This is a genomic window from bacterium (genome assembly GCA_029210965.1).
In the GTDB taxonomy this organism is placed as follows: Bacteria; BMS3Abin14; BMS3Abin14; order BMS3Abin14; family BMS3Abin14; genus JALHUC01.
In genome coordinates this window covers 1-12,004 of record JARGFZ010000059.1, presented here as the reverse complement: position 1 = coordinate 12,004, position 12,004 = coordinate 1, and the positions used below count along the sequence as shown (strand labels likewise).

General features: G+C 50.6%; 10 protein-coding genes, 1 tRNA gene and 1 pseudogene. 3 read left to right on the top strand and 9 right to left on the bottom strand.

Features of this window, described 5'->3' with window-relative positions; all coding sequences use genetic code 11:
- Window positions 1-188 precede the first annotated feature (188 nt).
- On the bottom strand, window positions 189-1,049 hold the full coding sequence (gene mtnP, locus P1S59_13610) for an S-methyl-5'-thioadenosine phosphorylase (protein MDF1527273.1): 861 nt from the start codon (window positions 1,047-1,049) through the stop codon (window positions 189-191).
- 197 nt (window positions 1,050-1,246) lie between these two features.
- Here mtnP and P1S59_13605 point away from each other — a divergent pair, with 197 nt between their 5' ends.
- Window positions 1,247-1,696: a PaaI family thioesterase gene (locus P1S59_13605; GenBank protein ID MDF1527272.1), complete on the top strand. Its 450-nt coding sequence runs from the start codon at window positions 1,247-1,249 to the stop codon at window positions 1,694-1,696.
- Between the two features lie 33 nt (window positions 1,697-1,729).
- Here P1S59_13605 and P1S59_13600 read toward each other — a convergent pair whose 3' ends face one another.
- Window positions 1,730-2,620: a complex I NDUFA9 subunit family protein gene (locus P1S59_13600; protein ID MDF1527271.1), complete on the bottom strand. Its 891-nt coding sequence runs from the start codon at window positions 2,618-2,620 to the stop codon at window positions 1,730-1,732.
- A 146-nt stretch (window positions 2,621-2,766) separates the two neighbouring features.
- Here P1S59_13600 and P1S59_13595 point away from each other — a divergent pair, with 146 nt between their 5' ends.
- Window positions 2,767-3,333, top strand: coding sequence for a QueT transporter family protein (locus tag P1S59_13595; protein MDF1527270.1), 567 nt, complete (start codon window positions 2,767-2,769; stop codon window positions 3,331-3,333).
- Between the two features lie 114 nt (window positions 3,334-3,447).
- On the opposite strand, the gene P1S59_13590 is transcribed toward P1S59_13595, so the two are convergent.
- The gene (locus P1S59_13590; GenBank protein MDF1527269.1) at window positions 3,448-3,720 is read right to left on the bottom strand and encodes an HU family DNA-binding protein; all 273 of its coding nucleotides are present in this window, start codon (window positions 3,718-3,720) and stop codon (window positions 3,448-3,450) included.
- Between the two features lie 322 nt (window positions 3,721-4,042).
- Between P1S59_13590 and P1S59_13585 the strand changes: the two genes are divergently transcribed.
- Window positions 4,043-5,911, top strand: coding sequence for a response regulator (locus tag P1S59_13585; GenBank protein MDF1527268.1), 1,869 nt, complete (start codon window positions 4,043-4,045; stop codon window positions 5,909-5,911).
- A gap of 100 nt (window positions 5,912-6,011) precedes the next feature.
- Here P1S59_13585 and P1S59_13580 read toward each other — a convergent pair whose 3' ends face one another.
- The 6 genes and pseudogenes from P1S59_13580 to P1S59_13555 all read right to left on the bottom strand — a co-directional run bounded on the left by P1S59_13580 (window position 6,012) and on the right by P1S59_13555 (window position 11,935).
- Window positions 6,012-8,297, bottom strand: coding sequence for a thiamine pyrophosphate-dependent enzyme (locus P1S59_13580; GenBank protein MDF1527267.1), 2,286 nt, complete (start codon window positions 8,295-8,297; stop codon window positions 6,012-6,014).
- The gene (locus P1S59_13575) at window positions 8,294-9,295 is read right to left on the bottom strand and encodes a 2-oxoacid:acceptor oxidoreductase family protein (GenBank protein ID MDF1527266.1); all 1,002 of its coding nucleotides are present in this window, start codon (window positions 9,293-9,295) and stop codon (window positions 8,294-8,296) included. Before P1S59_13575 ends, P1S59_13580 begins: the two co-directional genes overlap by 4 nt.
- 732 nt (window positions 9,296-10,027) lie before the next feature.
- Window positions 10,028-10,114, bottom strand: a tRNA-Leu gene (locus P1S59_13570).
- Between the two features lie 147 nt (window positions 10,115-10,261).
- A complete protein-coding gene (locus P1S59_13565; GenBank protein ID MDF1527265.1) occupies window positions 10,262-10,636 on the bottom strand; it encodes a response regulator in 375 nt (124 codons plus the stop codon).
- Between the two features lie 96 nt (window positions 10,637-10,732).
- A complete protein-coding gene (locus P1S59_13560) occupies window positions 10,733-11,296 on the bottom strand; it encodes a chemotaxis protein CheD (GenBank protein ID MDF1527264.1) in 564 nt (187 codons plus the stop codon).
- Window positions 11,297-11,425: 129 nt separating this feature from the next.
- Window positions 11,426-11,935 (bottom strand): annotated as a pseudogene (locus P1S59_13555) (chemotaxis protein CheB).
- Between the last annotated feature and the right edge of the window lie 69 nt (window positions 11,936-12,004).

The window sequence follows — 12,004 nt, the reverse complement described above, 5'->3', positions numbered from 1 at the left end:
CCTTACAAATCAATGACTTACAGTGCGAGTCACTGATTTGGGCGCCCCGCGCGGGGCGCATTGATGACTTTTTGCGAAGTCATCAAACTTCCTTCCGAAGGATTCATATTACAGGTTTTAAAACAGAATTTAGATAGTATTTAGCTTAAGGTGTTCAAACTGCGTGCTGCGTGCTGTGTGCTGCGTTCTTATTTTACGTACTTTCCTATGATCGGCCCCAGATCTTTCTTCACTTTATCCGGGATCACCGATGGGTCGGTGACAATAGCAAACTTCAGGGCCTCTGAGCAGCTGCACGCCTTCTTTTCGGCCAAATTACGGGCCACCCAGGCGATAGCTGTTTTGGCATTTTCCACGTTGTGGTGCATGATCTGGAGGATGGCTTCCACCGACACATCATCTTCGCTCTCATGCCAGCAGTCATAGTCCGTAGCCAGGGCCAACGTGCTGTAGCAAAGTTCAGCCTCCCGGGCCAGTTTGGCCTCCGGAATGTTGGTCATCCCTATGACATCGACCCCCCAGGTGCGGTAAAGGTTGGATTCCGCGCGGGTGGAGAACTGTGGTCCTTCCATGCAGATGTAGGTTCCTCCCTGGTGGACCTTTGCCCCTGTTGTACCGGCCCCTTTGGCAACTACGCCAGCCAGAGAGTGGCACACGGGATCGGCGAAAGTTACGTGGCCAACAATGCCGCCGCCAAAAAAGGTGGATGCCCTGCCTTTGGTACGGTCGATGAACTGATGGGGTACAACCAGGTCCCCCGGAACGATCTCCTCTTTCATACTGCCTACGGCCGATATCGATATAACGGTGTCCACACCGAGGGATTTCAGGGCCCATATGTTGGCCCGATAGTTGATCTCCGATGGTGTTATGCGATGCCCTTTACCGTGACGAGGCAGGAAAGCCATTTTCATGCCGTCCAGACTCCCGGTGATGATGCTGTCTGAAGGATCACCGAAAGGCGTGGATACAGTCTCCGTGCCGATATTTTCAAGACCTTCCATTTCGTAAAGTCCGCTCCCGCCGATGATGCCAAGGTATTTCGTCATGGTTCCTCCACGATAAGTTTACAGTTCACGGTTTACAGTTTACAGTTAATGGGTGACGTAAGATGATTGTTCAGGCAGATTTTACTATTATTTAAATACGATCACTTTGTCAAAAAAGTATTGCTGATCTTGTAAGATCCCGAATTAACCGTGAACCGTAAACTGTTAACGATAAACTGCAACTGAAAGGAGTTCCCTTGGACCAGTTGCTCTTCTCCGGCTGCTTCGTATGCGGTCCTGACAACGAATGCGGATTGAAATCCACCTTCCAGACCCTCGACACAGGTGAAGTTGAAGGCATGTTTACCCCTGGCGTCAAGCACTCCGGCTATGAAGGGGTGGTCCACGGCGGGGTCATTATGGGCTTCCTCGATGAAGTTCTGGGCAGACTGGCCTTTAACAGGGACCGCCTCTTCCTCACCCACACTCTGGAGGTAACCTTCCGAAAGGCCGCCTCTCCCGGAAAACGGCTTAAAGCTGTGGCCCAGGAGGAGGAGTGGTCAAAAAGGAAGTTCAAGGCCTCCGGAATGGTCACCGACGAGGATGGTGACATTGTTGCCACTGCAAGGGGAACCTTCCTGGTGATGAGCGAAAAAATGGAAAAGGGGCTTCTCCCGGAAGGACGAAGGATGAAGGACGAAGGATGAAGAAAGATTTAAACCTTCCTCCTCCCTCCTTCCCTATTCCCTATTCGGACCTAAATAGGTCCTGATTCCTTCCTCAAATCCTGTCCAATCGAGACCCAACTCCTCCACCGGGTCACCACCTGTCCTGATATTGTCCTCCCCGAGCATGATAAGCTGGTCCGAGGTGACAGGCAGCGGGATCTTGAAAAGCTGCGCGCTTTTGACAACTGGCGACACGACCCACAAAGGTATGCTTATAAATAAACGTTTCAATTCAATAACATGTGATACTTTAACAAGAATCTGCTTTAGGTTAAGAAGGTCCGGCCCTCCCAGCTCATAGGTTTTGCCGATGTGAACATCCGAATCCAGGGCTTTTCGAAAGGCTGCCCCCACATCTTTGACATAAACCGGCTGCATCAGATTTTTACCGCCTCCCACAACCGGCATCACGGGTGATTTTCGCATAACGGCGGCCAACATGTTAATGAAGGCGTCTCCCGGCCCGAAAATGGTAGAAGGGCGGAAGATAGTCCAGCCAAGACCACTGGCCCTAACGGCCTCTTCGGCAGCGTATTTGGTCATGTGATATTGGCTCACCGCATCTTTCCTGGTCCCCATGGCGCTCATGTGGAGGTAGCGCGGCACCCCAGCTCTTGCGGAAGCGGCAAGGATGTTCAATGTTCCGTTATAGTGTGCTGCCCTGAAGGTGTTTTCTCCCACTTCCTTAATGATACCCACAAGGTGAATAACCGCTTCTGTGCCTTCCACCAGCGAATCCAGCCCCTCCCCCGTAACAACGCTGCCAACAACGTGAGAGGCACCCTCAGGGAGCCTCTCAGGGGCCTTCCTGGAGAGGATACGGACCTGGTGGCCTCTTTCCAGCAGTTCTTTAACGACCGCCCTGCCCACAAAGCCTGTTCCGCCGGTAACAGCAACGATCATTAAACACCCCCGGTGTATAGTACTGAAGTACTTGAGTACTGAACAGAATTACACTTGTCCCTTGTTCCTTTTCCCTTGTCCCTGATTTCTGCCTCTGATATCTAGATTATTATACTACATAAAAAAATACCTGAGGCAGAAATCCTATGCACACCCGACGATTAACCAGACTGGCCCTCGTTGCCTCCCTGTATGTTGTTCTAACCTACCTGGCCAACGTTCTGGGGCCTGGACTGAATCTTGGATACGGGCCGATCCAGGTTCGCATTTCAGAGGGATTGGCAATGCTGGCTCTCTACGACCCTCTCATGCCGGTAGCCTTGTACACAGGATGCCTCCTGGCAAACCTTCTGGGGGGCATGGGTCTTCCCGACATCGTATTCGGACCTTTGCTCACTCTTGCCGCTGGATACGCCACCTACGGCTTGCGAAAAGTGCCTGTGCTCCCTTTCCTGCCCCCGGTAATCTTTAACGCACTGGGCGTCTCTGCATACCTTTATTTCCTGCTAGGTATAGATTTCGGTTTTGGCACAGTAGCGTCCACCGGGACCATAGCAAGTATGCTCAATTGGTTGGTATCACATCCCTACTGGGCAATGGTCCTGTCGATTGGCATCGGTCAAAGTATTGCGGTAATTGTGTTTGGTATTCTCTTCATGAGGATCTGGAGGAGGATGGAAGGAACTCAGTATAACGTGAACCGTGAAATGTGAAGGGTGAAGAGTAAAACCTCATGACTAAACCATTCACAGTTCACTATTCACCATTCATTATATAAAAAAAGCCGGCCATGTAGGCCGGCTTTTTTTAAACAATACAGGAAGAGATTATTTGATGGCGTCCTTGAGACCTTTGCCAGCCTTGAATTTGGGCACCTTGGAAGCTGCAATATTAATATTAGCGCCCGTCCGTGGATTGCGTCCTACACGAGCGGCCCTGTCGCTGACACTAAAGGTACCAAATCCAACCAGAGAAACTTTTCCTCCATCTTTAAGAGCACCTGCAATACCGTCTACAAAAGCACCAAGGGCTAATTCAGCCTTTGCTTTACTGATTCCGGCCTCTAAAGCCATTTTTGCGATAAGTTCAGCTCTGTTCATCTCTTCCTCCTTTAAATATGGGAATTGAATGTATAACGGGATTTCCGTAGTTTGCACCCTTGGTTTTTGGATAACAGATGTCCACACAAAGTGTCAAGGTCTATCCGCTCTCAACCCCGATAAAAAGGGGATTCCTGCAATAATACTTGTTGATACTATTACCAGATATGTATTATTATTCACAAACTCGCCATAAGCGACAGCCATTTATACCTGATTTTGTATACACCATTTAGAGTTTTGAACAACCCCTCTTATGACTCATAAAAGATACTTGATTATATCACTTTTTCTGATCCTAACGGCAACCGTTATCATAACGGTGAGCGATTATCGAACTGCCCTCAATGCCGCAATTATACAATCTGAATCCTATGCCCAGCGTACCGCCGAGCACTTGAGCCATCAGCTCTTTTTGGAGGGAGATCTCCGTGCCGGCCTGGAGAGTTCCGATTATTTCAAACAGTACAATGAAAGTATTGTGGACCTCATCAACAGCTTTGCCCTCCTTAACATAAAGATATTCAACCGAAATGAGATCATCGTCTTTTCACTGGACAAGGATGTCATAGGCCTGGAAGTAAAGAATAACGATCATCTGACCCTTGCACTTGGTGGGACCGGTTCATCCAGCGTTGCAACCCCCGGTTATCAGGAAAAAATATATGGTGAAAAGGCCCCGTTCCCAATGCTGCAAACCTATGTTCCCATTATCCATCCTGAAACCCGCTTGATCCTGGGCGCCTACGAGATTTACCAGGATTACCGGCCATTGAAGGGTAACCTGCTTTCCGAGACGTTTCGTTCCGGCATCACACACCTCATATTAATCCTTGTTTTTGCCGGTCTTTTCTACCGTTATGGACACCTGACCTCTCGTCTAATGGATACCCGGCAACAAGCGCTTATCAGGGATCTGGAGGATCGTGTTGAGGAACGTACGGTGGAATTGAAAAGGTCAAGAGACCGCGTTAGAGACCTCCTCAAACGCAAGGAAGAGATGTTTAGAAACCTCATGATCGCGGACGAATACAAAAAGAATTTCATGGGCCTTGTCAGCCATGAACTGAGGACCCCCCTGACGGTCATCAAAGGCTATCTTACCATGATGAGGGATGGCGACCTGGGACCCGTGTACTCCGGTTTACAGGATGTTGTGGGCACTTGTCTCGAAGAGTCAGTTAAACTGGAATCCATCATTAACAACATTCTTGAACTATCTCAGCTTGAGCGAGGTATGTTCGACCTGTCTGCAGAAGAGTTCGATGTCCAGGAACTTCTAAATGAAGTAGTGGACAATATGGCTACGGAGATACCGGGCAGAAAGGACGACATCAGCATAGAAGTATCCCGGGAAGTGGTCAACTTTACATCGGACAGGATCAAAATACTCCAGGTAATACAGCAGTTCCTGAGCAACGCACTGAAATTCTCTTCAGGGGGCAGCAGGATCACGATCAAGGCAGCGCCAAGCCACAGGGGCCTGCTTCTTTCCGTTTCCGACGAAGGTGTGGGGATACCCAAGGGCCAGGCCAATGAAGTATTCAACCTTTTTTACCAGGTTGATATATCCACAACCCGCAGTTACGAAGGTTCCGGTCTTGGTCTTGCCATCGTACATAAGATAGGACAGATATTGGGGGGTCGCGCCTGGGTCGAAAGCGAGGAAGGGGTCGGCAGCACCTTTTATTTCGAAGTAAAGGCTCTGGACACTTCTCCTAACAACGGGAATGAAACAGAGAGATCAGTGGAGTTCGTTCCCGATAATCAGCCGAAGAAGGTTTCCGCTATATCCCCGTCGATACTGCTGGTAGACGATGATGAGGATTACCTGTTTTTACTAAGGCGAATCCTCATTGACGGCGGATACACGGTGGAAATGTGCAAGGATGGCCTTAAGGGCCTGAACCGGATCTACGGCCCGAAGCACTCTCGCCTCCCCTCTCTGATCGTTCTCGACATCAGGATGCCTAACATTCACGGAATTGACTTTCTGAAGATCATCAGGCGAAACATGGCTACCCGCGAGATACCGGTCATCGTGGCAAGTGCACTGGGCCAGGAAAACCAAATGCAGGAAGCGGTTAGTGCAGGTGCCAACGCCTACCTCATGAAACCCTTCGATCCGGACACCCTGCTGAAAAGGATAAATTTTCTGTTAGGGAAAGAAATTGATATTGAGGAGCAGTGATTGAGCATTCAGGATTGAGGATTCCGGATTTGATTCTCAATCCTCAATTCGTAATTCTCAATCCATTAAAAAAGGGGAGCTTAAAGCTCCCCTTTTTTAATTACAGTAGTGGATTGTCGTTCATCGCCTTCAGGCGTGCCCACCTTCGATCAACCTCTTTCTGGAACTCGGCAACCAGGTCGGCGTTGTCCTCCTTGGTAAGGTGGCGGGTTTTGCCCATGGTTTTAAGCCATTCAATCGTTGGAATCTTCTTGTCTTTGTCCTCAGGGTTGTAGGTAATGCTTGTTATCCCGTTACGCACCTCGTAAAGGGGGAAGAAACAGCTGTCTACAGCCTTCTGGATGATGTCAACGGAGTTCTTCTCCACAGTCCTCCAACCGAGGGGACAAACGGAAAGGAGCTTCCCAAAAACGAACCCTTCCTCACCTGCCATTTCCTGGGCTATTGCTGCTTTTCTCACCATGTCCCGGGGCTGGGTTTCCACAGCTGTGAACACGTAAGGAATATGGCAGGCTGCCAGGATCTGGGCCGTGTCCTTGTGGTGGAAAGACTTACCTCTTTCCCCGGGACCAACACCGGATGTGGAGGTTTGATGACCGAGAGGGGTTGTAAATGAGAGCTGGGTCCCGGTGTTCATGTAGGCCTCATTGTCGTACTCAATGAGGATCATCTTGTGACCCCGAATCGCGGCTCCGATGCTGGGTCCCATACCGATATCATGTCCGCCGTCGCCGGTTACCATGATGAAGGTGAACTCCTCATCTCCCGGGAGACGACCTTTTCTAACGAGAGTGTGGTAGGCTTCCACCAGACCGCTCATGGTGGCGGATCCATTCTGGAAGAGGTTGTGCAGGTAAGTAATACGGTGGGAACTGAAGGGGTAACCCGTAGTCACAACCATGGCGCACCCGGTGTGAAACTGGACGATGACGTTTCCCTCGATACCCTTCATGAAGATGTTCAGGCTTGGGAAAATGCCGCAGCCCGGGCATGCGCCATGCCCCGGAAGTATCCTTTTTGGTTTGGCAGCAAGTTTTCTTTTATTGAACCCCTTAAGAAGCAGCTCACCATCCTTTTCCTCAATGCGATGGATACCAGGTGACTGCTCTTCTTTTGTCAGGGGTTCGACCAATCGCTCCATGCTGACGGAAGGGTCGCCGGGGTTGGCACCGTGGTATTCGAAAGGCACCTTGACCTTGCCGGTCCGGTTCGCCTCCAGGGCCTCTTCGAACATCTCCAGGGCATCCTCCACGTAGAAGTCCAACCCTCCAAGACCGTAGATTCGGTTAAGAACCTTTGTCTGGTTGTCAGGATCGTCTTTGAGAGCAGCCTTGATCTCCATGGACATGTTGCCATTCCAGGCTCCGTAGCTGTCTGCACGATCACCGACCATAAGGGTCTTGACCCCGGAAAAAACACCCTGGAGCTCTTTCAGGGGGAATGGCCTGATGACGGTAACGGTAACAGCGCCGACCTTCTCACCCTTTTCCCGGAGCCTGTCTACAGCTATTTTTGCCGTGTCGAAGGCAGAGTTGAGGACAAACATGGCCGTCTCGGCATCTTCCATCTGGTAACTGTTGAGGATGGAGTAATCGCGCCCTGAAAGCTGGGCGTACTCTTTATAAACGCCTGGCAGGGCCTTATAGGCGGCCTCCATGGCCATGGAAAGCTGTTTCTTGTTGTTGATGAGGTCCGGCTCGTTCATGTAAGGTCCGATGGTGACGGGGTTTGCCGGATCCAGGGCGTGGTTCGCCTGGACCTTGTCACCCAGCCAGTCGCGAATAGGCTGTGGGTCCTCAAAGTAATGAACCCTTCTCTTCTGGTGACTGGTAAAGAAACCGTCGTAGGCAACGATCACCGGGAGGCGGACATCAGGATGTTCACCGAGCTTAACGGCAATAATGTTCATGTCGTAGACCATCTGCGGGTCCTTGGCCATCAGAATAATCCACCCGGTATTGAGCGCCATCATGATATCGCTGTGGTCGCCCTTGATGTTCAGGGGCCCGGAAACCGCCCTGCAGGCGATGTCCAGTACCATGGGGAAGCGGCTGCCTGCCTGAACAGGAAGCTGCTCCATGGCGTAAAGAAGGCCGTTGGCGGAGGTGGCGTTGAAAACACGTGCCCCCCCGGCCGTAGCCCCGAAGCATATTCCAGCAGCTCCGTGCTCACCGTCGCCAGGAACCATAGTGATATCGTGCTTCCCGGCCGCTTTGAGGGCATCAAGGGTTTCGGCTACCTGGGTTGACGGGGTGATGGGATAGTATCCGACCAGATCGAAGTTGATGTGCATGGCCGATAGAGCACCCATGGCGTTTCCGTCCTGCAGATCCACCTTTTGCGGATAAGGACCAGAGAGTTTCTTGGCTGTCTTGGTGGAACTCATAGCACCCTCCTCAGATCAGCGCGCAGCTGATTAACATCCTGATCGGATTCAACCTCAGTGGTAAGGGCCTCGACCGGGCATATTTCCACACACCTCAGACACCCTTTACAATATTGGTAGTCCACACCCAGCATAAAGGCGTTGTCTTTGCCCTTATCGTCCTTCCTGAACTCGAAGACCATACAGTGATCAGGGCAGGTCAGATCACAATCCCCGCAGTGGATGCATTTATCCCCATGCCACAGTGGGATGTAGCCGGTACGGGATGCCCCGTGGTTCTTCAGCACGGTGTTGCCGGGGTTAGTAATTATGCCGCCTATGGGCTCGTTCATATAACCCAGTCCCGGCTGAGTCCTGTGGAACGGCACCTCCGGGTAATTCTCCAATGAGCAGTAATCAGCTTCACGAATGTCGTTAAACCCACGATCGAAGGCGTTCATATTCCCCTCAACGAGATGAGGGTAACGCTTACCGATCTTGGCCTTGATCACATTTTTAATGGCTTCGGGATCGATAAACCCGGAAGCCTTTGCAATTGCACCCAGAAGGGCCGTGTTAAGAGGTACCTTCTCCTCCATGGATATTTTCATGGCGTCCACGCAGAACAGCCGGCAGCCTGGAAGCTCCATGAGTTCCATGATCTCCTCAGGGGTTTTGGTGGTGTTGACGACCACGGCCCCGCCCTTCTTGAAACCTTGTGTGAGGGGCACGGAACCGAGAAGGGCTTCTGCGAAAACAGCGAGCATATGAGGATGCTCAACAGGTGAGTTGTCTGTAACTTCCACGTCTCCGGGGCAAAGCCTTATGAAGGATTTCACCGGAGTCCCCTTCTTCTCCGATCCATAACTGGCGAAATTTACTCCATTGTAACCCATCTCGAGGATACAGGCCTCAGCAAGGATCTGTCCTGCCAGGTTGGCTCCCATACCGCCGATGCTTTCCATGCGGATCTCGTAGTAGCCAAGCTCATTGGTTAAAGGTAGTTTCGGTGGCGCCATCGCCGTTTCTCCTTTCCATTATGTTGTCATTCTACAACCAGATTCGCAGTATAAGCGCATTTGGCGCATGATCGTACAAAGTACATGGTGTAAAATGAGAGGTCAGACCAGTCGTCAGATCAATTTAGAGCCTTCCGGCGATAAAAAATGGGGGCTACCCCCCATTCGCCTCCAGCCCTCAATGACCAGTGCAAATTATATTTATACAGAACTGATTGTCAAGATATAATGCCGTTTTATAATTCCCATGTTCCCCGTATGATATTTATCATGGGTCATTGGGAAACCAGGTGTCCTGGAAAAGGAATAATTTCCCTTGTTCTCGTCCCTCCGCGGAACCCGGAACGCTGAACTCTAACGAAAATTGGCAACTTGTTCCATTTTGTTGGCTGGTGCCCCTCGACGCGGTGCATAGATATTCAGCACCTTGCTCGGGACTACTCTCCGCTGCTCGTGACACGCGCCTGTCGAAATGTGGCCTGCCACGAGCAAACAAAAAGGCATGATTGAATAGGTTGGGCCTTTTTGTGCGTCGAGTGGTGGGAAAGGAGGGACTTCCTTCGTTATACTCAGGACAGGCTCACCTTGACCTTCGGTCAAGGTCTCGTCCCTTACTCCGCGACAAACGGCTTGCCAAGGCGTAGTTCGAAACGAACGCCATCGCAAGCCAAATTATGCCCGTCTTCGCTTACCAGCTACGCCGTGGCAGTCTTCGTCGTTTTGAACGAAGACTGGTGGGGAAGGAGGGACTCGAACCCTCACGACGTTACCGCCCCAGGATTTTAAGTCCTGTGCGTCTACCAGTTCCGCCACTCCCCCACTGCCTGTGAATATGATATCTCTGAGCTCGTCAGTCAAGAAAAAGGACAATAGCCGGGTAGATGTTATTCAGGATTTTAAGGAAGTATTTTGTACTTGATATTATTCGTTGAGCGGATCCGCGGGGACCAACTGTATCGAAGGCCTTTATCGCAGCAGATCTGAGGCAGCTTTTACAACGTTTGGGCCGTTAAAGGGCTTCGTTAAAGAAGAGTCGGCTCCGAGCACCAGGCCTTTATCCCTGTCTTCCTCCTTTCCCATAGTGGTAATAATGATTATGGGCACCTTGAGTTCCAGTTCGCTGCGGACCTTGCTGACCAGAGAAAGCCCGTCCATGTTGGGCATATTGATATCGGTAATGACAAGATCAAAGGGTGCATCCTGAAGAATCTCTATCGCCTCGAGACCGTCCTGTGCTTCAGTAATCTGACATTTCAGGCTCTTTAGTAAAATGAGTTTCAGCAGCTGCCTGACTGTTATGGAGTCATCCACGATCAGTATGTTTTTCTTCGATTCGCTCACAGTTATTTCTCCATTCATTTCAGTAAATTCCAATTGAACAGATGATAAAATGAAGGGCCTTGCGGCTCTTGTTCTTCACTTATCCGCTCGGGTATATTAACCCTTATTATTAAAGAGCTCAACATCCGCCGGTGTATCAAGAAGGCTTTTAACCAACCTGGTATAATGGCTTTCCTCCCTCGCAACTGCTTCAAAGGAGGGGTTGGCCAGGGTCTTGAGGAATACGTCCCCGGTGTGGGTGTGAAACAGGATCTTCCGTCCGTTATTGCCGCCTGTATTTCTGCTGATGATAGGGATCTCCTCCAGTTCAAGGAACTCCTCAACAAACCGAACATTCCTGGGGCCTGGTGACATATGCCTGTCTATCGATTTAATAATGTGGGCGCCCCCAAAGATCTTCGAAAATATGTTGTTTCGCCTGGAACCCAGCCTCATCATGCTGTTAATGAGTACCTCCATGGCGTTGATGCCGTAACGGGTCGTGTCATCAAACTTTTCCAGGTCAGCTTTCCCGGGAAGAAGGATGTGGTTCATTCCACCGGTTTTTATTACCGGGTCGTACAGGCACACCGATACGCAAGACCCAAGAATTGTCTCAATAACTGTGGGTTCCGAGGAAGTGTAGATCTCACCGATGTGGATCTTTACATTCTTCATCATTGTTAACGAGCATTCCATGATCAATTGTTGATGACTTCGCAAAAAGTCATTGATCTGTGAGGAAAGGGAAAACCGCGCTTTTCCCTTTCCGGGGAGCAAAAAGCCGATAACGGACTTTTTGCGACCCTGTCAATTGTTGGACTCGGTCACCGCTTTGAGTACGACTGCCGGGATACTATCGAGAGCGGTCACCTTGTGAACCGCACCCAACTTGATCGCCTCCTTTGGCATGCCGAAAACAACACATGTTGATTCGTCCTGGGCGATAGTGAAACCGCCTGCTTCCTTGATCTCCAGCATCCCGCGGGCTCCGTCATCCCCCATCCCTGTCAATATCACCGCTATGGTATTGCTGCCGGCGTACCTTGCCGCTGACCGGAACAGAACATCTACAGATGGTCTGTGCCGACATACAAGGGGTCCGGTCTTCACCTCGACATAATACCTGGCTCCGCTTCGTTTCAGCAGTGTATGAAGGTTACCCGGAGCTATCAACACTCTTCCCTGGATTACACTATCGCCGTTTTCGGCTTCCTTGACTGTGACCTTGCAGATGGTGTTCAGACGGCTTGCGAAAGCTTTGGTAAAAGTCTCAGGCATATGCTGGACAATAACGGTTCCGGGAGCGTTGTGGGGAAGGCACTATTACGAGAGACGAGCCGCAAGTTGAGGGAAGTGAGGGCGCTAATGGTAAATGGCTCAACCTGG